Annotated in this window: 20 protein-coding genes; 5 read left to right on the top strand and 15 right to left on the bottom strand. The window is 62.5% G+C overall.

Annotated features, from left to right (window positions below):
- Positions 1–432 precede the first annotated feature (432 nt).
- A complete protein-coding gene (locus tag MKD49_RS13345; RefSeq protein WP_252696525.1) occupies positions 433–4,029 on the top strand; it encodes an indolepyruvate ferredoxin oxidoreductase family protein in 3,597 nt (1,198 codons plus the stop codon).
- 34 nt (positions 4,030–4,063) lie between these two features.
- On the opposite strand, the gene prmC is transcribed toward MKD49_RS13345, so the two are convergent.
- From prmC to minC, 8 genes are all read right to left on the bottom strand, one after another.
- Entirely contained in the window at positions 4,064–4,897 is an 834-nt protein-coding gene (gene prmC, locus MKD49_RS13340; protein WP_209584406.1) for a peptide chain release factor N(5)-glutamine methyltransferase, read from the bottom strand.
- The gene (locus MKD49_RS13335; protein WP_034331943.1) at positions 4,897–5,391 is read right to left on the bottom strand and encodes a disulfide bond formation protein B; all 495 of its coding nucleotides are present in this window, start codon (positions 5,389–5,391) and stop codon (positions 4,897–4,899) included. Before MKD49_RS13335 ends, prmC begins: the two co-directional genes overlap by 1 nt.
- A gap of 185 nt (positions 5,392–5,576) precedes the next feature.
- On the bottom strand, positions 5,577–6,656 hold the full coding sequence (gene prfA, locus MKD49_RS13330) for a peptide chain release factor 1 (RefSeq protein ID WP_252696524.1): 1,080 nt from the start codon (positions 6,654–6,656) through the stop codon (positions 5,577–5,579).
- A gap of 107 nt (positions 6,657–6,763) precedes the next feature.
- The gene (hemA, locus tag MKD49_RS13325) at positions 6,764–8,056 is read right to left on the bottom strand and encodes a glutamyl-tRNA reductase (RefSeq protein ID WP_252696523.1); all 1,293 of its coding nucleotides are present in this window, start codon (positions 8,054–8,056) and stop codon (positions 6,764–6,766) included.
- Positions 8,057–8,332: 276 nt separating this feature from the next.
- Positions 8,333–9,034, bottom strand: a complete 702-nt coding sequence (locus MKD49_RS13320; protein ID WP_034340459.1) for a response regulator transcription factor — start codon at positions 9,032–9,034, stop codon at positions 8,333–8,335.
- Positions 9,035–9,156: 122 nt separating this feature from the next.
- Positions 9,157–9,426, bottom strand: a complete 270-nt coding sequence (gene minE / locus MKD49_RS13315) for a cell division topological specificity factor MinE (RefSeq protein ID WP_006465131.1) — start codon at positions 9,424–9,426, stop codon at positions 9,157–9,159.
- 1 nt (position 9,427) lies between these two features.
- Positions 9,428–10,243, bottom strand: coding sequence for a septum site-determining protein MinD (gene minD, locus MKD49_RS13310; RefSeq protein ID WP_039783678.1), 816 nt, complete (start codon positions 10,241–10,243; stop codon positions 9,428–9,430).
- A gap of 72 nt (positions 10,244–10,315) precedes the next feature.
- On the bottom strand, positions 10,316–11,113 hold the full coding sequence (gene minC / locus MKD49_RS13305; protein ID WP_252696522.1) for a septum site-determining protein MinC: 798 nt from the start codon (positions 11,111–11,113) through the stop codon (positions 10,316–10,318).
- Between the two features lie 240 nt (positions 11,114–11,353).
- Between minC and MKD49_RS13300 the strand changes: the two genes are divergently transcribed.
- The gene (locus MKD49_RS13300) at positions 11,354–11,632 is read left to right on the top strand and encodes a type II toxin-antitoxin system RelE/ParE family toxin (protein ID WP_039783937.1); all 279 of its coding nucleotides are present in this window, start codon (positions 11,354–11,356) and stop codon (positions 11,630–11,632) included.
- A 22-nt stretch (positions 11,633–11,654) separates the two neighbouring features.
- Positions 11,655–11,930, top strand: a complete 276-nt coding sequence (locus MKD49_RS13295; RefSeq protein WP_209532542.1) for a HigA family addiction module antitoxin — start codon at positions 11,655–11,657, stop codon at positions 11,928–11,930.
- Positions 11,931–12,026: 96 nt separating this feature from the next.
- On the opposite strand, the gene MKD49_RS13290 is transcribed toward MKD49_RS13295, so the two are convergent.
- The 7 genes from MKD49_RS13290 to MKD49_RS13260 form a co-directional block, all read right to left on the bottom strand.
- A complete protein-coding gene (locus MKD49_RS13290) occupies positions 12,027–13,166 on the bottom strand; it encodes a BMP family ABC transporter substrate-binding protein (RefSeq protein WP_034332727.1) in 1,140 nt (379 codons plus the stop codon).
- An 89-nt stretch (positions 13,167–13,255) separates the two neighbouring features.
- Positions 13,256–14,176 (bottom strand): ABC transporter permease, encoded by a 921-nt coding sequence (locus MKD49_RS13285; RefSeq protein ID WP_034332726.1) that lies wholly within the window; start codon positions 14,174–14,176, stop codon positions 13,256–13,258.
- Between the two features lie 16 nt (positions 14,177–14,192).
- Complete coding sequence (locus MKD49_RS13280) at positions 14,193–15,287, bottom strand: ABC transporter permease (protein ID WP_034332725.1); 1,095 nt, start codon at positions 15,285–15,287, stop codon at positions 14,193–14,195.
- A complete protein-coding gene (locus MKD49_RS13275; RefSeq protein WP_034332724.1) occupies positions 15,280–16,830 on the bottom strand; it encodes an ABC transporter ATP-binding protein in 1,551 nt (516 codons plus the stop codon). The genes MKD49_RS13280 and MKD49_RS13275 overlap by 8 nt, the downstream gene beginning before the upstream one ends.
- Positions 16,831–17,009: 179 nt before the next feature.
- Complete coding sequence (locus MKD49_RS13270; RefSeq protein WP_051057499.1) at positions 17,010–17,789, bottom strand: ABC transporter permease; 780 nt, start codon at positions 17,787–17,789, stop codon at positions 17,010–17,012.
- Between the two features lie 28 nt (positions 17,790–17,817).
- On the bottom strand, positions 17,818–18,603 hold the full coding sequence (locus MKD49_RS13265; protein WP_034332722.1) for an ABC transporter ATP-binding protein: 786 nt from the start codon (positions 18,601–18,603) through the stop codon (positions 17,818–17,820).
- Between the two features lie 44 nt (positions 18,604–18,647).
- Positions 18,648–19,688, bottom strand: a complete 1,041-nt coding sequence (locus MKD49_RS13260; protein WP_252696521.1) for an ABC transporter substrate-binding protein — start codon at positions 19,686–19,688, stop codon at positions 18,648–18,650.
- Positions 19,689–20,403: 715 nt separating this feature from the next.
- Here MKD49_RS13260 and MKD49_RS13255 point away from each other — a divergent pair.
- Both MKD49_RS13255 and MKD49_RS13250 read left to right on the top strand, forming a co-directional pair.
- Positions 20,404–21,228, top strand: a complete 825-nt coding sequence (locus MKD49_RS13255; protein WP_252696520.1) for an outer envelope protein — start codon at positions 20,404–20,406, stop codon at positions 21,226–21,228.
- Positions 21,229–21,499: 271 nt separating this feature from the next.
- Positions 21,500–22,744: a urate hydroxylase PuuD gene (locus MKD49_RS13250; protein ID WP_252696519.1), complete on the top strand. Its 1,245-nt coding sequence runs from the start codon at positions 21,500–21,502 to the stop codon at positions 22,742–22,744.
- The last annotated feature ends 674 nt before the right edge of the window (positions 22,745–23,418 follow it).

Here is a 23,418-nt window from a genome sequence, read left to right as displayed (position 1 = left end):
ATACCAATCAATCGCTGTTCAAGTGAGGTCTATTAAACGTCAGCGGCCGAGCTGGTCCAACGGCTTTTACGGGCTGTTACATTCACGTCTTGCTTGTAACACTTGGGGCGTCCGCAGCCCTTTTTTTTCAGCCGGAAATGTTGTTGTTTTTCGCTTTCCGGCATTTTCTTCTCCGCAATGCAGTGAATGCCGCAGGACTTGCGGAAACAGTTTCCCGCAAGACAAAAAAGCCCGGAAACCCTGCTGCGGCGCGCGTAGCGGGCCGGTCACCCTTGTGCTAACTTGACCCCACAACTTGAAGACACCCGGTTCACAAGACTGAGGTGTTCCCGATTCCCGACAGATCGGCGTAGCCGCACAGCGACAGGGTGCGGGGCGTGACTGGCGGGAGCATGTGCAAGGCAAAAACAAGATTTTTGGCACGGAGACCACATGAACGCACCCCTACCCGGCGGGCAACGCCTGCTGCTGGACGATGTATCCCTGGACGACAAATATGCACTGGAGCGCGGCCGCGTCTTCATGACCGGCATTCAGGCGCTGATCCGCCTGCCGATGCTGCAGCGGCAATACGATGAACGCGCGGGCCTGAACACCGCCGGCTTCATCACGGGCTATCGCGGCTCCCCCCTGGGCTCGGTCGACCAGACCGCCGAGAAGGCGCGCAAATACCTGGAAGCCAAACAGGTCAAATTCCATCCCGGCATGAATGAAGACCTGGCCGCCACCAGTGTGTGGGGCACGCAGCAGGTCAATCTCTTCAAGGGCGCGCAATACGACGGCGTGTTCTCGCTGTGGTACGGCAAGGGCCCGGGGGTCGATCGTTGCGGCGATGTCTTCAAGCACGCCAACATGGCAGGCACCTCCAAACACGGCGGCGTGCTGGTGATCGCGGGCGATGACCACGCCGCCAAGTCCTCTACCGCCGCACACCAGAGCGAGCACATCCTCAAGGCCTGCGGCATTCCGGTGCTCTATCCGTCGTCGGTGCAGGAGTATCTCGACTACGGCCTGCATGGCTGGGCCATGAGCCGCTACACCGGCTTGTGGGTGGCAATGAAATGCGTGACCGACCTGGTCGAATCGGGCATGTCGGTGATGATCGATCCGGAGCGCGTGAAGATAGAGTTACCGGACTTCGAACTGCCGCCCGATGGTCTCAACATCCGTATGCCGGATACGGTGCTGGGCCAGGAAGCGCGCATGATCAACTACAAATGGTATGCCGCCCTCGCTTACGCACGTGCGAACAAGTTGAACCGCATTATCTGGGACAGTCCGCGTGCGCGCATCGGCATCATCACTGCCGGCAAGTCCTACCTCGATACGCGCCAGGCGCTGGAAGACCTGGGCATCGATGAACAGGTCGCCGCCGACATCGGCATCCGTCTCTACAAGGTCGGCATGACCTGGCCTCTGGAAGCCGAAGGCGTGCGTGAATTCGCGCAGGGTCTGGACGAGATCCTGGTGGTCGAGGAGAAGCGCCAGATTCTTGAATACCAATTAAAGGAAGAACTCTACAACTGGCGCGACGATGTTCGACCCCGCGTGGTCGGCAAATTCGATGACACCGGAGAATGGAGCGGTTCGCAGCGCGAAGGCCATGGCAACTGGCTGCTGCCGGCCACCTATGAACTCAATCCGGCGCAGATCGCACGCGCGATTGCCACGCGCATCTCGCGCTACTTCGCCGGTCATCCGGTGGAGCAGCGTGTGCGCACCCGCGTGGCCTATCTCGAAGCCAAGGAAGCGGCCCTCAACATCAGCAGCAAGCCCGATCCCGACAAGGACCGCGTGCCGCATTTCTGCTCGGGCTGCCCGCACAACACCTCCACCAAATTGCCCGATGGCAGCCGTGGCCTGGCCGGTATCGGTTGCCATTACATGGTCACCTGGATGGACCGCGAGACCAGCCTCTTCACCCACATGGGCGGCGAGGGCGTGACCTGGGTAGGCCAGGCACCGTTCACGACGGAAAAACACGTCTTCGCCAACCTCGGTGATGGCACCTACTTCCATTCCGGCCTGCTGGCAGTGCGCGCCTCGGTCGCGGCGAAGGTCAATATCACGTACAAGATCCTGTACAACGATGCGGTGGCCATGACCGGTGGCCAGGAGTTTGATGGCCCGCTCGATCCGGCCATGATCTCGCGCCAGCTGGCCGCTGAGAACGTGCGTCCCATCATCGTGGTCACCGATGAGCCGGACAAGTATCCGGCCGGCACCCAATGGGCCGAGGGCGTGACCATCCGGCATCGCAGCGAACTCGATGCCGTGCAGCGCGAACTGCGTGAACAGCCGGGCGTGTCGGCCATGATCTATGACCAGACCTGCGCATCGGAAAAGCGCCGTCGCCGCAAACGCAATGCCTATCCCGACCCGGCCAAGCGCGCCGTCATCAACGAGGCGGTGTGCGAAGGCTGCGGCGATTGCAGCGTGCAGTCCAATTGCCTGTCGGTGGAGCCGCTGGAAACCGAGTTCGGCCGCAAGCGCCAGATCAATCAGTCTTCCTGCAACAAGGACTATTCCTGCGTGAACGGTTTCTGCCCCAGCTTCGTGACGGTGGAAGGTGGCCAGCTGAAGAAGCCGGTACGCGCCAAGACGCAATCGGGTCCGGCCTTGCCGACCTTGCCCGAGCCGGTGCTGCCGGGGCTGGCCCAGCCGTATGGCATTGTGGTCACCGGCGTAGGCGGCACGGGCGTGATTACCATCGGCCAGATCATCGCCATGGCGGCGCACGTCGAAGGCCGCGCCTGCTCGGTACTGGACATGAGCGGACTGGCCCAGAAGGGCGGGCCGGTGATGTCGCACGTGCGCGTGGCCGAGGACCCGGCGCACATCCAGTCCACCCGCGTGGGCACCGGCATGGCTGACCTGGTCATCGGCTGCGACGTCATCGTCACTGCAGGCCGCGATGCCCTCTCGCGCATGGGCGAGGGGCGTACCCATGCAGCGGTCAATTCGACGCAGATGCCCACTGCCGCGTTCGTCCGCAATCCGGACTGGCAATTCCCCACTGCCTCCAGCGAAGGCGAGATCGCCAAGGCCTGCGGCCGCGACAATCTTTCACTGATTGATGCCGGCCGTATCGCTACGGCGCTCATGGGCGATGCGATCGCGACCAACATGTTCATGCTCGGCTATGCCTGGCAAAAGGGGTGGGTACCGTTGTCGGAAGCGGCCCTGTTGCGCGCCATCGAACTCAACGCGCTGCAGGTGGATTTCAACAAGCAGGCCTTCGCCTGGGGCCGTGTAGCCGCACATGATGTGGACTTCGTGCTGGCCGCCGCGAGCCGCAACGGCATGACGGCGCAGGTGATCGAATTCAAGCGCACGCCGAGCCTGGATGAACTGGTGGAGCGCCGCGTGGCCTTCCTCACCGATTACCAGAACGCCGCCTATGCGCGCAGCTATCGCGATGCCGTGGAAGAAGTGCGTGCGCGCGAGAGCACGCTGGGTGAGGCGGCACGCGGCTTCAAATTGAGCCGTGCGGTAGCGACCAGTCTCTTCAAGCTCATGGCCTACAAGGATGAGTACGAAGTCGCGCGCCTCTATACCGAGCCGGCCTTCCGCGCCAAGATCGCCGGCATGTTCGAGGGGGATTACAAGCTGCGCTTCCACCTGGCCCCGCCGCTGCTGGCCAAGCGCGACGACAAGGGACACCTGCGCAAGCAGGCCTTCGGCAGCTGGATGATGCCGGCCTTCGGCGTGCTGGCCAAGCTGCGCTTCCTGCGGGGTACGGCCTTCGATCCTTTTGGCTACACCGATGAGCGCAGACAGGAGCGGGCGCTGATCAGCGAGTACCGTGCCACCCTGTCACGCCTGCTGGCAAAGCTCACGCCCGAGAACCTGGAACAGGTCGTCGCCGTGGCCCGCATTCCGGAAGAGATTCGCGGCTATGGCCACGTGAAGGAACGCCATCTGAAAGCGGCCATGCAAAAGCAGGCTACCTTGCTGGCGCAACTGGAACAGGGCGTCTCAAGCGGTCAGCCGCACTCGCCGCAAGGAGGCGGCAAGCGGGCGGCCTGAGAGAGCAGGAGGAAAGCCAGAAACGGTCAGCGGATCAGGCCAGGCGGCCGCCGCTGACCCGTTCAATACCGGCCAGGTCGCGCCAGCTCCGGACTTCCTTGAAGCCGGTGCCGGAGAGCAGTCCGCGCACCGCAGCGGCCTGGTCGTAACCATGCTCCATCAGCAGCCAGCCGCCGGGCAGCAGATGCGCCGGTGCGCCGTCGATGATGCTGCGCAGGTCGGTCAGGCCATCAGCGTGATCGGTGAGCGCATCGACCGGTTCGAAGCGCAGGTCGCCCTGGGAGAGATGTACATCCCCTGCGACGATATAAGGCGGGTTGGAGGCGATCACTGCAAAGCGCTGATCCTGGGGCAGGGCGGCGTACCAGTCGCTTTCCAGCAGCGTCAGGCGGACCTGGTTGGCGGTGGCGTTTTCACGTGCGATGGCCAGTGCAGCAGCGCTGGCATCCAGTGCCGTCACTACCGCATCGGGCCGCGTATGGGCAATGGCGATGGCAATCGCCCCAGAACCGGTCCCCATGTCCAGCAGCGCCGCGCCTTGCGGCAATCTTTCCATGGCCAGTTCCACCAGCAGCTCGGTATCGGGCCGGGGGATCAACACATCCGGCGTGACGCGCAAGTCCAGTCCATAGAATTCGCGCTGGCCGATGATGTAGGCAATCGGCTCGCCACGCAGACGACGGGTGTAGAGGGCCGTGAGCGCCTCCGATTCAGCGGCATCGAGCCGCCGTTCGGATTGCGTGATCAGTTGCACGCGCGTCATGCGCAGCGCGTGGCACAGCAGGATGCGGTTCTCCAGCGGCTCCAGCGGCGCCGTCTTCAATACGGTGGCCAGCGTACAGCCGGCATAGCTGGAGAGCGGCTCCATCACTTCCAGATGGTGGTGCGCGGGGCGCGCTTGAACAGTTGCACGGCCAGCACCAGGGCCAGCACGCCGAACCAGATCAGCGACCAGGTCGGGATCTGCAGGCCGAACACCGGGGGCCAGGGGGCCGAGCAGAAGCCGTCGGCGGTGAACATCTGCGGCCACAGCTTGGCCGTGGGCAGCTGGTTGAGCGCCGTTTCCAGCGGATCGGTGGTGCAGGAGACACCCGGATGCGCCTTTACGTACAGATGCCAGATCGCGGTGCCGGCGCCAGCCAGCGCGGCCAGCAGGCCCAGGCCGGCGCTGCCGCGGCGGGCGGCTTCGGGCATCAGGGCACCGATCAGGGCGAAGGCGCCGACCAGCACGAACATGTAGCGCTGGATGACGCACAGCGGGCAGGGCTGCATTTCTTCGACGATCTGCAGGTACATGGCAACGCCCAGCAGGGCAGCGCACACCAGCGCCACCAGCAGGAAAACCGCTTTGGATGATTTCATGGTTGAGGATTCAGAGATTCATTAATGGGGGAATGCGTCGGGGCAGTTCGATGGGCGGGACCACGCGGATGATCCGGCGGTTTTTTTGCCATGACGCGATTGTAGAGAAGTCCGGGCCTGCGTGCATGCTGCCCGCGCAGGCAAAGGCACTCTGAACGGATCCCCCCGGCTTGGTTCCGTTGGCCTCAGTCGTCGCCCAGCTGGGCCAGCAGTTCAGCCTGGTGCTCGGTGATGAGGGCATTGGTCAGTTCGTCCAGGTCGCCATCCATGATGAAATCGAGCTTGTAGAGCGTCAGGTTGATGCGGTGGTCGGTCATGCGCCCCTGCGGGAAGTTGTAGGTGCGGATGCGCTCGCTGCGGTCGCCCGAGCCGATCAAGGACTTGCGGGTGGCGGCTTCCTTGGATTGCTGCTCGCGCAATTGCACGTCCTTGATCCGTGCTGCCAGCACTTTCATGGCCTGCGCCTTGTTCTTGTGCTGGCTGCGGTCGTCCTGGCATTCCACCACGATGCCGGTCGGCAAGTGCGTGATGCGCACCGCCGAATCGGTCTTGTTGATGTGCTGCCCACCAGCCCCGGAGGCGCGATAGGTGTCGATGCGCAGGTCGGCCGGGTTCATGTCCACATCCTCGACTTCATCGGCTTCAGGCATCACGGCCACCGTGCAGGCGGAGGTGTGGATGCGGCCCTGGGTCTCGGTGGCCGGCACGCGTTGCACGCGGTGGCCGCCGGATTCGAACTTCAGGCGCGAGTAGGCGCCGAAGCCGGCGATGCGGGCGATCACTTCCTTGTAGCCGCCCAGTTCCGATTCCGAGGCCGAGACGATCTCCACCTGCCAGCGCTGGCGTTCTGCATAGCGGGTGTACATGCGCAGCAGGTCGCCGGCGAACAGGGCTGATTCGTCACCTCCGGTTCCGGCGCGGATTTCCAGGAAGATGTTTCGTTCATCATTGGGATCCTTGGGCAGCAGCATCTTCTGCAGATCCAGCTCCAGCCCCTCCATGCGGGCCTTGGCGCCATCGATTTCTTCCTGGGCGAAAGCTTTCATGTCGGGGTCTGACAGCAGCTCGCCGGCGGTGCGGATATCTTCACTGGCCTGCACATAGTCGTGGTACAGCGCTACCAGCGGGCCCAGTTCGGCGTGTTCGCGGGTCATCTTGCGGAAGTTGTCCATGCTGGACGTGGCATCTTCCTGGGCCAGCAGGCTGTTGAGCTCTTCCAGCCGTTCGGCGAGCTGGTCGAGTTTGGCGAGCATTGAGGGTTTCATGAGGTCGGGAAGTCAGTATCGGTCAGCAATGAGGGGGACGACGGCAGCCGTCGGCGACGGCGCGAGGTTGCCAGCCGCAGGCAGCGGCCAGCGCGGCGGGAGAGGCGCTAACGCTTGGCGCGGAACAGTTGCGGCAGCAGCGAGACCAGCTGGCTGCGCTGTTCACCCTGGGCGTGGTGCAGGGCCTGTTGCGGGCCGTGCAGGAACTTGGCGGTCAGGCCCTTGGAGAGGGCGTCCAGCACCGCTTCCACATCCTCGCCCTTGGCCAGCATGCGGCGTGCGCGCTCCAGTTCGGCCAGGCGCAGGGCCTCGCCGGTTTCGTGCAGGTCCTGGATCAGCGGCACCATGGCGCGGCTGTCGATCCAGTGCATGAAGGATTGCACCCGGGTTTCGATGATGGCTTCGGCCTGCGCGACCGCAGCCTGGCGGTTTTCGACGCCGCTTTGCACCACCGAGGCCAGGTCGTCCACGGTGTAGAGGAAAACGTCATCCAGGCGGCCGACTTCGGCCTCGATATCGCGCGGCACGGCCAGGTCGACCATGAAGATGGGTTTGTGGCGGCGTGCCTTGACGGCCCGTTCCACCAGCCCCAGGCCGATGATGGGCAGCTGCGAGGCGGTACAGGAGACCACGATGTCGAAGCTGGCCAGCTGCGCCGGCAGGTCAGCCAGGCGGATGGCACGGCCGCTGAAGCGATGGGCCAGGGTTTCGCCGCGTTCCATGGTGCGGTTGGCCACCGTCAGGGTCTTGGGATTCTGGGCCGCGAAGTGCGTGGCGCACAGTTCGATCATCTCTCCGGCACCGATGAAGAGCACGTTCTGGCCGGAGATGGAATCGAAGATGCGCTGCGACAGGCGCACGGCAGCGGCGGCCATCGAGACGCTGTGCGCGCCGATTTCGGTGGTGCTGCGCACTTCCTTGGCCACCGCAAAGGTGCGCTGGAACAGCTGGTGCAGATAGGTGCCCAGGCCGCCGGCGGCATCGGCCTGGCGTACTGCATCCTTCATCTGGCCCAGGATCTGCGGTTCGCCCAGTACCATCGAGTCCAGCCCGGAGGCGACGCGGAAGGCATGGCGCACGGCATTGTCCTGCGGCAGCGAATAGAGGTAGGGACGCAGGTCGGCGTAGGGAATGTGGTGATACTCGGCCAGGAACTGCGCGGTACGGTCGATGGCGAATTCCACCCCGTCTTGCCCGGCCGCCGCAGCGGCATACAGCTCGGTGCGATTGCAGGTGGAAAGGATGGCGGCTTCGCCCGCGGCCACGATCTTGTCATTGCCGCCAAACCACGCACGCGCGGACGCCACCGCCTGACCGATCTGGTCAGCGGGGAATGCCACTTTCTCGCGCAGCGAGACCGGCGCGGTAGTGTGGTTGAGTCCGACGGCGAGCAAATGCATGGAGGAATCGACTATAAGGCAGCAGTGCCGATGAGCTGGAAAATTGCACTTCTATGGCTGTGAAACTGAATGAAAAGCGTACGAAACAATGCAATTCGTACAAAATCAGACAGATTCGGCCCCGGTTTTGGGAATAATTATACTCTTTGCCCACTTTCGGGTTGGGGCGCCCCCTGATAATAGGTATATGTCCCTGACATGGATCAGGCTTGGCGCAGATGGCCGGGGTGCCGATGCAACACTCTCCGGCTGGCCTGCGCGAAGGCTCCCGGCGTGTTATTCCAGCCGCTCCAGCTGGTAGCCGTAGCCGTAGACGGTGGCCAACTGGTAGCCATTGCCGGGATGCAGCTTGAGCTTGGTGCGGATGCGCGAGACGTGGGTATCGATGGTGCGGGTCGGGGTTTCCGGCTCGGCCCCCCAGATGCGTTCCTGCAGGAAGGCGCGCGACAGCGGGCGTCCCAGGTGCTGCATGAACAGCAGCGCCAGTTCGACTTCCTTGCGGGTGAGCGTGGCATCCAGGCCGGGCCGCTCGGGATGGGTGATGCGCAGGCGCGCCAGGTCGACCATGAAGCCGCCGGCTTCCACCACGCTGGGCGGGGCTTCGTAGGGCTGCGCGGCCAGCAGCAGCAAGTCCAGCCGCAGGGCCAGTTCCTGGCGGTCCACCGGCTTGACCAGGAAATCATCGGCCCCCGCCATGCGCAGGTTGCGCAGCCAGTGCTGATGAGCCGGCGTGCACAGCAGCAACACCACCGGCCGCGCCTTGGAGGCCGCCGGCGGACGGTGCTGCTGGACCAGCATGGTGACCGCATGCTGATGCCGCTGCAGGTCGTCCAGATCCAGCACGACCAGGTTGGCGCGGTCGGCACAGGCGGCGGCAAAGCCTTCGACGCCGCTGTAGACCTGGCAGTCATGGCGATCGGCCAGCTGCGTGACCAGGGTCACGGTATCGGCGTCTTTGGAAAGGATCCCGATTTTCATTGCATCAGTTCAGGGCAGCAGTAAAAGGCAGTCAACGCGCAGAGCCCGGGTGTGGTGGACCGTATTGGCAAAAAGGGCAGCCGAAGCTGCCCTTTTCTTCATGCAGAGTGCGGTATGTGCGCTCAGGCAGCCGGTACGTCGCTGTCAGGCAGCACCACGTTCACATCCAGCACTTCCAGGTTGCCCTGGCGGTCCAGCGAGATCTTGATGTCGTCGGCGTTGACCTTGGTGTACTTGGAGATGACCTCGATGAGTTCCTTGTGCAGGGCCGGCAGGAAGTCCGGGCCCTGGCGGCCGTTGGAACGCTCGCGGGCGATGATGATCTGCAGCCGCTCCTTCGCCGCCACCGCACTTTTGGGCTTGCTGGGGAACAGGAAAGAAAGCAGGGACATGTCACTTACCTCCGAAGATGCGCTGCAGGAAGCCCGGCTTTTCGTAGGTGGTGAAACGCAGCTCGACGGTCTCGCCGAGGAAGCGCGATACCACGTCCTGATAGGCCTGGGCCACGTCGCTGTCCTTCATGTGGATGGCGGGGGAGCCCTGGTTGGAGGCCTGCAGCACGGTTTCCGATTCGGGGATGATGCCGATCAGGGGAATGCGCAGGATTTCCTGCACATCCGTATAGGACAGCATCTCGCCGTCTTCCACGCGCTTGGGCGAGTAGCGGGTGATGAGCAGGTGTTCCTTGACCGGCTCGCCGCCCGAGGAGGCACGGCGCGACTTGGCCTGGATGATGCCGAGGATGCGGTCCGAGTCACGCACCGACGACACTTCCGGGTTGGAGACCACCACGGCTTCGTCGGCGAAGGTCAGCGCCATCACCGCACCGTGCTCGATGCCGGCCGGGGAGTCGCAGATGATGTATTCGAAGTCCATCTTGGAGAGGTCGTTCAGGACACGCTCCACGCCTTCTTCGGTCAGGGCGTCCTTGTCGCGGGTTTGCGAGGCCGGCAGGATGAACAGGTTGTCGCAGTGCTTGTCCTTGATCAGGGCCTGGTTCAGGGTGGCTTCCTTGTTGATCACGTTGATCAGGTCGTAGACCACGCGGCGCTCGCAGCCCATGATCAGGTCCAGGTTGCGCAGACCGACGTCGAAGTCGATCACGGCCGTCTTGTGGCCGCGCATGGCCAGGCCCGATGCGAAACTGGCGCTGGACGTCGTTTTGCCGACGCCGCCCTTACCCGAAGTCACAACGATGATTTTTGCCACGAAAAACTCCTTAAGAAGAACAGTACGCCGGCGGTTCCGGCTGGATTCGTTTAAATGATTTACGCCGCAGCCTTACGATGCCGCCATTGGCAGCACGTCGATGCGTTCGCCCTGCAGGCGCACCTGCACCTGCTTGCCGGCGAGTTCGGGCGCATGACCGTTCTCGAAGGTCCGATAGACCCCCGCAATGGAAACCAGTTCCGCTTCCAGTGAAGCGGCGAAGATGCGCGCGGTCGTATTGCCCGAGGCACCGGCCAGGGCACGACCGCGCAGCGGTGCGTAGACGTGGATGCAGCCATCGGCGATCAGCTCGGCACCGTTGTTGACCACGGCCAGCACCACCAGGTCGGCACCGCGCGCATAGATGCGCTGGCCGGCGCGCACCGGGGTGTCGATGACCACGGTGTTGGCCACCGGAGCCGGGGCGGGCTGGGGAGCGGGCGCGGCGGGAGCGGCAAGTGCTGCGGGGGCGGCTACCGGTGTCGGTGCCGGCTCGGCTTGCTGGGCTGCCGCCTCCTGCGCACGTGCATTGGCGGTGCCGGCACCGGCCACGGCCGAGTTGTCGATGGCCAGGCCCTGGGCGACGATGCCGCCGTGCAACTCTTCCGGCGCATTGCGCACGGCCACGGTATTCAAGCGGAAGCGCTTGAACAGGGCCACCACGGCGCTCCAGTCGATGGCCGCAGCGGCCGCCGCATCCAGGGTGCCGATGTCCAGCACCGCGAATTCGTCTTCGAAGAAATCGGCGACGCCGCCAGTCATTTCCTTCAGGGCTTTTTCCAGCGAAGTCGGATCGGTTTCATGCAGGATTGCCGAAATGGCAACTACAGTGGAAATTTTGATTTCGATCGGTTTGCGCGCTTTTTGCATAAATCCTGTAGTTCAATGCGGCGGAAAGTGAAGGAAAATGCTGGCTTTCCACCCGGTTTGGCTGTGCATTATACAGGCTGGATGCGGCTGCGATAGCGGTGGAGCGGGGGTTTTCGGCAGGCAAGGAGGGGGCGCAGCGGGTGCCGTCGATTTGTCAAATATTTATGGCGAAAAGCCAGTGTCCAGCTACACTCTACGCCAGTCTTGTAAAGTGTAGCGTTACAAGATACATTAATCGCCATGATCAAGAGTTTCCGACACAAAGGGCTGCAACGTTTCTTTGAGACGGGCAGCAAGGCCGGTATCCAGGCCGCCCATGCGGGCAGGCTGCGATTGCAGCTGGCTGCGCTGGAACAAGCCATCCGTCCGGAAGACCTGTCAGCGCCTGCATGGGCGCTGCATCCACTCAAAGGTGATCTGAAGGGGCAATGGGCGATCACCGTCAATGGCAATTGGCGGTTGATTTTCGCTTTCGAGGGGAAGGACGCGGTACTGGTGGATTACCGCGACTATCACTAATGCAAATCAACGGAGGTCAGTCATGACGCGCATGTTCAACCCGCCGCACCCGGGCGAGGTCCTGAGGGAATATCTGGGTGAGATGACCGTCACGGAAGCGGCCATGCGTCTGGGTGTCGCCCGTGTCACGCTGCAGCGTATCGTCAACGGTGCCGCCGGCATTTCGCCGGACATGGCCTATCGCCTCGCTGCGGCGTTTGGCACTAGCCCCGAACTCTGGGCCGGGATGCAATTGCAGTACGATCTGCACCAAGCGGGCAAACTGGCCCGTCCGGTGATCGAACGCATCACTGCGTGATCCCCAATAAAAAACCGCCGGCACCTCGCGATGCCAGCGGTCTTCGTCAAGCTTGCCCCGGCGCCTGACAGCAGCGCCGGGTGAGGAAACCGGAAATCAGCCCGGCACCTTGCCGTCCACGCCCTCGACGTAGAACTTGATGCCATGCAGGAAGCCGTCATCGGCCACGGCGTCCTTGCCCAGCACTTCCTTGCCGGCGTTGTCCTTGATCGGACCCTTCCAGATCGGCGCCGAGCCGTCGACGATGCCCTTCTTGCGCTCTTCCACCAGCGACTTCACGTCGGCCGGCAGTTCAGGATTGAAGGCGGCCAGGTCGATGCCGTTTTCCTTCAGGCCGATCCAGCTGGTGCTGCTCTTCCACGAGCCATCCAGCACGGCTTGCACGCGCGCCGTGTAATACACGCCCCAGTTGATGATGGAAGCAGCCAGGTGGGCCTTGGGGCCGAAGCTGGTCATGTCGCTGTCCCAGCCGAAGGCATACACACCCTTTTCCTGCGCGGTCTGCACCACGGCCGCGGAGTCGGTGTTCTGCATCAGCACATCCACGCCCTGGCCGATCAGGGTGGTGGCGGCTTCACGTTCCTTGCCCGGATCGAACCACTTGTTGACCCACACCACGGCGGTGGTGGCCTTCGGATTGACCGAACGCGCACCCAGGGTGAAGGAGTCGATGTTGCGGATCACTTCAGGAATCGGCACCGAGGCCACCACGCCCAGCTTGCCGGACTTGCTCATCTTGCCCGCGACCACGCCGGCCAGGTAAGCGCCTTCATAGGTGCGCACGTCGTATTGCGCCAGGTTGTCGGCGGTCTTGAAGCCGGTGGCGTGTTCGAACTTCACATCCGGGAATTCCTTGGCGACCTTGAGCATCGCTTCCATGTAGCCGAAGGTGGTGCCGAAGATCAGCTTGTTGCCATCGGTGGCCAGCTGGCGGAAGACGCGCTCGGCATCCGCTGCGGATTCAGGAATGTTTTCCACGAAGGTGGTCTTGACCTTGTCGCCGAATTTTTCTTCGACCGCCTTGCGGCCCTTGTCATGCGCAAAGGTCCAGCCGGCGTCGCCCACCGGGCCGATGTAGACGAAGGCCACCTTCAGCGGATCAGCCGCCGGTGCCGCAGCAGCCGGCGCAGCAGCGGGCGCGGCGGCAGCGGGTTCTTCCTTCTTGCCGCAACCGATCAGGGTTGCTGCCGCCAGGGTGGCGAGCATCGTCAAGGATGCCCTGCGCGAAATCTTCATTGTGTTCTCCCTCAAGGTCAGTGGATAAATGCAAGTGCTGCTACAGAAACGGAATAAACGATTTAAACGATATAAACGGTATAAATAGTTCAGGAAGCGCCCGGACGGAACGGCTTGCCCAGCGAGGCCGGCATGTTCAGGCGGATCCAGTCGGGGTTGCGCGAGATCAGCGCCAGCACCACGATGGTGGCCAGGTACGGGGCCATCGACAGGATCTGCGAGGGCACCGTCACGCCCATGCCCTGCAGGTAGAACTGCGCAATGGTGACGCCGCCGAACAGCAGCGAACCCAGCAAGACCCGTGCCGGACGCCAGGTGGCGAAGGCGGTCAGGGCCAGCGCGATCCAGCCGCGTCCGGCCACCAGGCCTTCGACCCACATCGGGGTATAGACCAGCGACATGTAGGCACCCGCCAGGCCGCAGCAAGCACCGCCGAACAGCAGCGCCAGATAGCGGATGCCACGCACCGAATAGCCCAGCGCATGCGCCGATTCCGGCGACTCGCCCACGGCACGCAAGACCAGTCCGGCCCGTGTGCGATACAGGAACCAGATGCTGGCCAGGCACAGCGCGAAGGCCACATAGCTCATCCAGTGCTGGTGGAACAGCGCCTTGCCGAGGAAGGGAATATCACCCAGCAGCGGAATCGAATTCGGTTGCGCCGGCAGCGCCAGGCCGACGAAACGCTGGCCGACGAAAGCGGAGAGGCCAGCCCCGAAGATCGACAGTGCCAGGCCGGTCGCGACCTGGTTGGTGGCCAGGCGCAGCGCCAGCCAGGCGAAGAGCGTGGCCATCAGCATGCCGCAGACGGCACCGGCAACAAAGCCGAGGAGCGGGCTCTTGGTGGCATAGCCGACCGCAAAGCCCGCGATGGCGGCCACCAGCATCATGCCTTCAGCACCCAGGTTGAGCACGCCGGAGCGTTCATTGATCAACAGCCCGATGGCCGCCAGCAGCAGGGGCGTACCGGCATTGATGGAGGCTGCGATGAGAGGAGCGAGTTGTTCCATGTCCTGTCCTGATTCCTTAGACTTTCTTTTTCCACGCCAGGCGGTAATCGATGAGCGTATCGCAGGCCAGCAGCAGGAACAGCAGCATGCCCTGGAATACGCCCGTGATGGCCGAAGGCAGGCCCAGGCGCGACTGCGCCAGCTCGCCGCCCAGGTACAGCAGCGACATGATCAGCCCGCCCAGGATGGCACCCACCGGATGCAGGCGGCCGATGAAGGCCACGATGATGGCGGCGAAACCATAGCCCGGCGACACCGACGGTAACAGCTGCCCGATCGGCCCGGCGATCTCGAAGGCCCCGGCCAGTCCCGCAAAGGCCCCCGAGATCAGCAGCGATACCCACAAGGCCGAGCGTGCCGAGAAACCCGCATAGCGCGCCGCATGCGGTGCCACGCCACCGACCATGAGCGAGAAGCCGCGCAGGCTGCGCATCATGAAGATCGCCATCAGGATGGCCGCCACGATGGCCACCGCAAAGCCGATATGCAGGCGCGTGCCCGACATCAGCATGGGCAGCATGAATTCGCCGGAGAACACCTTCGATTGCGGGAAGTTCATGCCATTGGGATCCTTCAGCGGGCCATTGACGGCCCACATCAGCAGCAGCTGCGCCACATAGGTCAGCATCAGCGAGACCAGGATTTCATTGGCATTGAACTGGTCGCGCAAGTAAGCCGTGATGGCCGCCCACAAGGCACCGCCGATGACGCCGGCCACGATCATGAGCACCAGCCCCATGCCGCCGGAAATGCCGTGCCCCGGCACATCCAGCCACACCAGCATGGCGCCCGAGCAGAGCGCGCCGACCGTGAACTGGCCTTCGGCACCGATGTTCCAGATGCTGGCGCGGAAGCACACCGCCAGCCCCAGCGCGCACAGGATCAGCGGCACGGATTTGAGCAGCAGCTCGCTGATGGCGCGCTTGCCATTGAACGGGTCAACCAGGAACACCTTCAGGCCGGCCAGCGGATCCTTGCCCAGTGCCAGGAACAGCAGCGCACCGAGGAAGAGGGTGGCGACGATGGCGATCACCGGCGACAGATAGGTCATGGTCTTGGACGGCGCACCGCGCAGTTCCAGACGCAGCGGGAAGCTCATGCGTTCAGCCATGGTTCACCTCCGCCGCAGCGGCTGCCGGTTCATCCCACAAGCCGCTCATCCACACCCCCACTTGTTCGCGCGTGGCCTGTTCGATGGGGATGGAAGGCGACAGACGCCCCTTGGCGATGACGTGCAGGCGATCACATAATGCGAACAATTCGTCAAGTTCTTCCGAGATCACCAGCACTGCACAACCTTCCTGTTTCAGTTTCAAGATTTCGCCGTGGATCTGGGCGGCGGCACCGACGTCCACCCCCCAGGTCGGCTGGGCCACCACGAAGACGGCGGGTTTGCGTTCCATTTCGCGGCCGACGATGAATTTCTGCAGATTGCCGCCCGACAGGCTCTTGGCCGGGGCATCTGGTCCTGCCGCCTTGACCTTGAAGCGTTCGATGATGGACGCCGCAGCGCGCCGCGTAAAACCAAAATCGATCATGCCGCGCTTCACGTAGGGCGCTTTCTGATGCGACAGCAGCATGTTGGCCGTGAGCGAAAGCCCAGGCACGGCACCGCGCCCCAGGCGTTCTTCCGGCACCAGGCCCAGGCCGGCCGCGCGGCGCGGATTGGGCGAGAGATCGCCCACGGCCTTGCCGGCCAGCATGATCATGTTGGGCGCAGCGCGCTGGTCTTCGCCCGAGAGCGCCGCCAGCAGCTCTTGCTGGCCGTTGCCCGAAACCCCGGCGATGCCGACGATTTCACCGGCGCGCACTTCACATTCGATGTCCTTCAGTTCGGTGGCAAACAGATGCGCCTTGGGCAGCGAGAGACGATTGACGTGCAGCTTGCGTTCATTGCGCAGCGAATCGGGATTGCGTTCGCGCTGCAGGCGCACCAGTTCGTCACCGATCATCATGCGCGAAAGGCTGGCGCTGCTTTCATTGCGCGGATCGCAGTTGCCGGTCACGCGACCACCGCGCATGACGGTGGCGCTGTGGCACAGCGCGCGGATTTCGTCGAGCTTGTGGCTGATGTACAAAATGCTGCAACCCTCGTCGGCCAGGCGGCGCAGGGTGACGAACAGTTTTTCCACCGCCTGGGGCGTGAGCACCGAGGTCGGCTCGTCCAGGATCAGCAATTGCGGTTCGGTCAGCAGCGCGCGCACGATTTCCACGCGCTGGCGTTCACCGACCGACAGTGTATGCACATGGCGCTGCGGTTCGAGTTCCAGTCCGTATTTTTCGCCGGTGCGGGTGATGCGTTCGGCCAGTTCCTTGAGGTCGGTCTTGGCATCCAGGCCCAGGGCGATGTTCTCGGTCACGGTCAGCGTATCGAACAGCGAGAAATGCTGGAACACCATCGCAATGCCCAGCTTGCGCGCCACCTGTGGATTGGCGATCTGCACGGTCTCGCCGTTCCAGCGCAGTTCGCCGGCGTCCGGCTTGACGGCGCCGAAAATGATTTTCATCAGGGTGGACTTGCCCGCGCCGTTCTCCCCGAGCACGGCGTGGATCTCGCCGGGCGCCACCGCCAGGCTGACATCGTCATTGGCCAGCACGCCCGGGTAGGCCTTGCGCACATGGCTGATTTCAAGACGGAGTGGAACTGCGCTCACGTGATTTCCCTGTGGTGATGAATGTGGTCATGTCGAAATGCAACGCGGTCCGCGTGCCTGCGGCCGCCGCGAGCGCCCCTGCGGCTCGCACGCGCGACATCATAGACAAATTGCGCCGCGCCGCATACCGCTTTTGCCGGGTTTTGCGCCCCTGTTGCGGCGTAACGGCCCGATTTACCTCATTTTCCCCGATGCGCCCAACCGGTGGTGCGTTTCTCGATGATGGCAAACAGCTCGTACATGGCCATGGCCATGGCCCCGATCACCACCAGCCCGGCAAAGGCCAGCGGCATCTTCATCGAGGAGCCGGCCGAGACCAGCAGGTAGCCGATGCCCTGATTGGAGGCATTCATTTCGGACACGGTCGAGCCCACGAAGGCCAGCGTGATGGCCACCTTCAGGGAGGCGAAGAAATACGGCATCGAACGCGGCAGGCCGACCTTGAGCAGGATGTCCATGCGGCGCGCGCCCAGCACGCGCAAGACATCTTCCAGCTCCGGTTCCAGCGTGGCCAGGCCGGTGGCGATGTTGACCATGATGGGGAAGAAGGAGATCAGGAATGCCGTGAGGATGGCCGGCCCCGCGCCGATGCCGAACCAGACCACCAGCACCGGCACGAAGGCCGCTTTGGGCAGGGCATTGAAGGCCGTCATGAGCGGGTAGGCGGCGGCATACAGCACGGGTGAAGATCCGATCACGAAGCCCAGCGTCACACCGACCGCCACGGCGATGGCGAAGCCCACCATGGTGACCCAAAAGGTCGAGAGGGCATGTTCCGTAATTGGGCCGGCGTAATCCACCATGGCCTGCAGGATGGAAGCGGGACTCGGAAAGATGAAGTCGGAGACCTGCCACACGCTGCAGATGAATTGCCACACGCCCAGGATGGCGAGCAGCAGGATCCAGGGCGCCAGCGTGGTGGCGGCGCGGTTGAGTTTGCCGTTGAACGGAGTTTTCATGAGTTTCCTTGGCCGGGCCTGGTGAGGGTCAGGTATTGCGCACGTGGCCGATGTGCTCGCGCAGTTCATGCACCAGCGCGTTGAAGCCGTCGGTATAGGTGGTTTCCAGCGGGCAGGGACGCGGCAGCGGGTTTTCCCGCCGCACCACGATGCGGCCAGGGCGCTTGCTCATCACATAGATGGTGTCGGCCAGGAAGGCCGCCTCGCGCAGGTCGTGCGTGACCAGGATGACGTTGAAGCGGCGCTCGGCCCACAGGTCGCGCAGCACGCACCACAGCTCTTCGCGGGTGAACGCGTCGAGCGCGCCGAAGGGTTCATCCAGCAGCAGCATCTTGGGCTCATGAATCAGCGCGCGGCAGATCGAGGCGCGCTGCTGCATGCCGCCCGAGAGTTGCCACGGGAATTTGTCGGCATAGCCATCCAGGCCCACGGTCTTGAGCAGCTTGAGCGCACGCTCTGTGTACTCGGCCTTCTTCTGCTTGAACTCGCGCCGGTAGGGCTCGACGATCTCCAGCGGCAGCAGCACGTTTTCCAGCGTGGTGCGCCAGGGCAACAGGGTCGGGGCCTGGAAGGCCATGCCCACGAATTTGAGCGGCCCCGTGACCGTCTGGCCATTGATGACGACACTGCCGCGATTGGGCTGCTTCAGGCCGGTGGCCAGCTTCATGAAGGTGGACTTGCCGCAGCCGGACGGCCCGACGATGGCGATGAATTCGCCGGCGCGGGTCTGCAGGTCGATGTCTTCCACCGCAAATTCGGCGGCGCCGTCATAGGCCAGGTAGACGTGGCGGAAATCGACGAAGGGTTCGCTCATGAATGCTTCAGTCAAGGATGAATTTGGTAAACGATATAAATGATTTACTTGGGGAACACGTCCAGCTCGGCCTTGCTCGGCAGGAAGCTGCCATTCCAGATCTTGTCGGCGTTGACGCGGGTCTTGGTGCCGTAGGCGTCCGAGACTTGCGAGGCCATGAGCGTCAGGCGCGGGCTGTAGACCTGTCCGTAGCCTTCCGCCTTGGCGTGCGGCGTGGCGATCGCGCTGGCGATGGCCAGTTTCAGGCGGCGCAGTTCCAGCTTTTCATCGATGAGGCCATCGCGTTCCTTCAGGACCTTGATGGCGGCTTCCGGATTGGCCATCACATCGCGGCTGGCCTTGGCGAAGGCGCGCAGGAAGCCCTTGATGGCTTCCGGCTTCTGCTTGACCATGGTTTCGGAGGCGATGATGGTATTGCCGTACAGGCGCACGCCGTAGTCCGGGTACATCATGACGTTGATGTCTTCATCCTTGATGCCGCGCGCATTCAGGTTCAGGAGCGAGGTGAAATAGAAACCGGTGATGGCATCCACGTCGCCGCGTGCCAGCATGGTTTCGCGCAGCGGCGGGTCCATGCTGGTCCATTGCGCCTTGGTGGCATCGAGGCCATTGGCCTTGGCGAAGATCGGATAAGCGCGGCGGCCGGCGTCGAATACCGGTGCGCCCAGCTTCTTGCCGGCCAGGTCCGCCGGCTTCTTGATGCCGGATTTCTTGAGCGAGAACACTGCGGCCGGCGTGTCGTTGTAGACCATCATCACGGCCACCGGCTTGCCCGGGGCATCGGGATTGTTGGCGGTGAATTCCATCAGGGCGGCCATGTCGGCAAAGCCCATGTCATAGGTGCCGGAGGCCACGCGGTTGACCGCATTGCCGGAGCCGTTGCCGGCGTCGATGGTGACATCCAGCTTTTCCTGTGCGAAGTAGCCCTTGGACTTGGCCACCAGGAACAGGGCGGCCGGTCCTTCGAAACGCCAGTCCAGCTGGAACTTGACCTTGGTTTCCTGTGCCAGCGCCAGCGAGGAGCTGGCGGCCAGTACCAGGCCGAGAACGGTGGTGCCGAGTTTGAAGAGCTTGCTGGAATGCACGGTGGACTTCCTTCCTTGTTCGTTTGAATGTCAGATCCCGGAGCTTCAATAGCATTTAATGTGCCAAGCCTCCTGCGGTTCGCGTCTGCTCCGCTTTGTCGGCCTTGACGGGCGTCACGCCGTCGGCAAGGGGTGGTGCCGATGATCGACAGCTGCTTTTCGTTTTGTCGACAATCAAAAAATTCATTTGCGACAATTTGGTGCTTGTCTGCACCTAAGTAGAAAAAAATGCACTAAAAAAAATTGGCTTACAGCGCTGTAAGGCAGACGGCATGCGCCTCCTGGGCATTTTTGTCGGATCGCACATCGTTGCCACGATTGTCGACAATGCGAGTCACCATGCAACCAAGTCCTGGAAGAGGGCTTGGGAAAGTGCCGGGACTCGGCTAGGATTGCGCCCCGGCGCGCGGGGCGCATCGCTCGATGCAGCGATGTGCGGCTCGCGTTGCGGGCAATCGATCAGGCACTTCGGAGGCAGGCGATCGCAGGCGCACAGGGCCAGCTTGGGGGCTGGCACGGGCTTTGCGTAAACGCTCCGGTCGGTGTGGGTGTCGGCCAGATGGTCAGCCATTTGCCAGACCTGATTTGACGAGGGCAAGCACACGAGGGGTGCGGATTCCATGCCGTGACGGGGAGAGTGCAGGGCGTCACGATATGCGAACCGGGCTCCGGTTCAATCGCCATTTTTTTAGACAAGCAACACAGGGAGAAACTTATGAAGAAGGGTATCAAGGGGAAGTACTGGATGATGGCAGCCGTGGTCGCGTCGGCGGCCGGCAGCATGTCGGCGCAGGCGGCTGACTGGTCGGACAATTCGATCGGCTACCGTTACGGCACGAAGTTTGCCGAGCCCTTCAATTCGCAGGACATCACCAAGAACATCATCAACTTCCAGCACGCCAGCGGTTACAAGTACGGCACCAACTTCCTGAACGTGGACCTGCTGATGTCGGACAGCAAGGATGACAATGCGCAGGAAGCCTACATCGTCTACCGCAATACCCTGGACATCGGCAAGATCAGCGGCAAGGACCTGTCCTTCGGCCCGGCACGCGGTGTCGGCCTGACGCTGGGCTTTGACTGGAACACCAAGAATGACAAGAGCTACGCTTCCAAGAAGCGCATGTGGGTGGTCGGTCCGACCCTGATGCTGGACGTGCCGGGCTTCCTGAACGTGAGCGTGCTGGCGCTGTTCGAGAGCAACCAGCCGATCGGTGTGTCGAGCCGTTACAGCTACGACACGCACCCGATGCTGAACCTGGCCTGGGGCATCCCGCTGGGTTCGACCGGGCTGGCATTCGAAGGCTACATGAACTACATCGCGTCCAAGGGCAAGAACGAGTTCGGTGGTCCGACTGCGCCCGAGCTGAACTTCGACGGCCAGATCATGTATGACCTCGGTACCACGATGGGCATGGGCAAGAACACCTTCCGCGTGGGTCTGGAGTATCAATACTGGCGCAACAAGTTCGGCAACCCGAGCAACGTGGCGGGTTCGCTGGCAAAGACCCCGATGGTGCGCGCCGAGTATCACTTCTAAGCGTCCGGTCGATCCGGCTGCTTGCAGCATCAAGGCGATGCCGGGTCTTCGGATCCGGCATTTTTATTGGGTGCTCGCCCCTGGGCGGGAATTGGCTACACTGTGGCTGGCCGGTGGCGCCCCGGGCGCTATGTTGTTTGCCATATGTTGGCTATAGGTTTTCAGGCATGAGGTATCGGCCGGGCTGATATCTAATTGCTGGGTTTTGAACAGGATGGGGGTTTGCGTGTTGCGGCCTTCGTCATCAACAGGGATTTGAGAGCGGAGCATCATGGAAGCATACCTACTTGACTGGCTGAACCTGCTGCTGCGCTGGCTGCACGTGATCACGGCGATTGCCTGGATCGGGTCTTCGTTCTATTTCGTCTGGCTGGACAACAGTCTGGTGGCACCGACCGATCCTGAGCTCAAGGAGAAGGGCGTCGGCGGGGAGCTGTGGGCGGTGCATGGCGGCGGTTTCTACAATCCGCAAAAGTATCTTCTTGCACCCAAGGTGTTGCCGGAGCATCTGCACTGGTTTTATTGGGAGTCCTACAGTACCTGGCTGTCGGGCTTTGCCTTGTTTTCGCTGTTGTATCTCTTCAATGCGAACGTCTTTTTGGTGGATCGCAATGTGTTCGACATGTCGGCGTCGATGGCGGGCGGGACGGCGATTGCCTTCCTGGTCTTCAACTGGCTGATCTATGACGCGATCTGCAGCACCATCGGGGATCGGCCGGGGGCGGATCGGCTGGTCAATATTCTGGTCGGGTTGCAGGTGATCGTTTCGGTTTGGGCAGCCTGCCATCTGTTCTCGGGGCGGGCGGCGTTCCTCATCAGCGGGGCTTCCCTTGCCACCATCATGAGCGCGAACGTGCTGGTGTGGATCATTCCGGGGCAGCGCAAGATGGTGGCCTCCATGCGCGCCGGGCAAGCGCCCGATCCGATTCATGGCAAGCGCGGCAAGCAGCGTAGCGTCCACAATACTTACTTCACCTTGCCGGTGCTGTTTGCCATGCTGTCCAATCACTACAGCATGACTTACAGCGCGCCGCATAACTGGATTGTCTTGTTGTGCATCATGGCCGCTGGTGCCTTGATCCGGCAGTTCTTCGTGTTGCGGCACAAGGGGGTTTATAACTGGTGGTATCCGGGGATTGCTGTTGCACTGCTGCTGGCGGTGATCTTGTGGATGAGCCCTGCCATGCAGTCCAAGCCGGTGGCTGCTGTTGCTCCTTCTTCCTCTGCTGCTCCTGCTCCTGCTGGCGAAGCTGTGGCTGCAGGGTCGTTTGCCCAAGTCCAGCAAGTCATCCAGGCACGATGCATCCAGTGCCATGCCGCCAAACCTGCCCTCATGCCTGTGCCCGGCAAAGGCGTGCTGCTCGATTCGCCTGAACATATCTCCCAGCACGCTCAGCAGATCTATCAACAGGCTGTCGTGCAGAAGGCCATGCCCTTAGGGAACATGACTCAGATCACCGACGATGAACGTGCCATCATCGGGAAGTGGTTCGAAAGCGGCGCTCCCGTTAAATGATGGTTTGATTGCTTGGTGGCTTGGCAGACTGCTTTTCTGGTTTTGTGGTTTGGGGTAGTCTGCACGGAAATCTTTCCTGCGCTCTAGCTTAATTATTTTCTCTCTCCGGTCGGAAGAACGCGCCGGGAGCGGCCCGGCAGCCGCTCACTTTTCTTGTCTCGCCAAGAAAAGTAAGCAAAAGAAGGCGACCCCAAAGAGCCAGCCCTCCTGCGGAGGGTCCCCGCCGCAGCGAAGCGAAAAGTGGGAAGGATAGAGTCGCTTCGCTCCCACTATCCTTCTGATCCACTTTTCGCTCCGCTGCGACGGCTGGCTCTATGGGGACAGCACCCCCCACGGGCTCGCCTTCGGCCTCGCCGTGTCTCCGACTCGCCTTCGGCTTTGCGTGGGCTCGCCTGCGGCATCGACCTTTTGTTCGTTCCCATTCCCGCTCTGGGTTTTGGGTTTTTCCTTTTTTTGTTTTTTGTTTAAATAATTTCCGTCCGTTCGTCCTGAGTAGTCGCGCAGCGACGTATCGAAGGCGAGAGAACGCCAACGCAAAGCCGAAGGCGAGTCGGAGATGTTGCGAGGCCGAAGGCGAGCCGTTTCAGTCGTCCGCATCTGCGCCGCCGCTTCAGTACCCAATAAAACGGATCAGAAAAATAACCGGAGCGAAGCGACTTTATTTTTCCCGTTTT

This window comes from Herbaspirillum sp. WGmk3, assembly GCF_023952535.1.
Classification (GTDB): domain Bacteria; phylum Pseudomonadota; class Gammaproteobacteria; order Burkholderiales; family Burkholderiaceae_D; genus Herbaspirillum; species Herbaspirillum huttiense.
The sequence above is the reverse complement of the archived record's forward strand: the minus strand, read 5'-3'. Positions and strand labels throughout refer to the sequence as shown.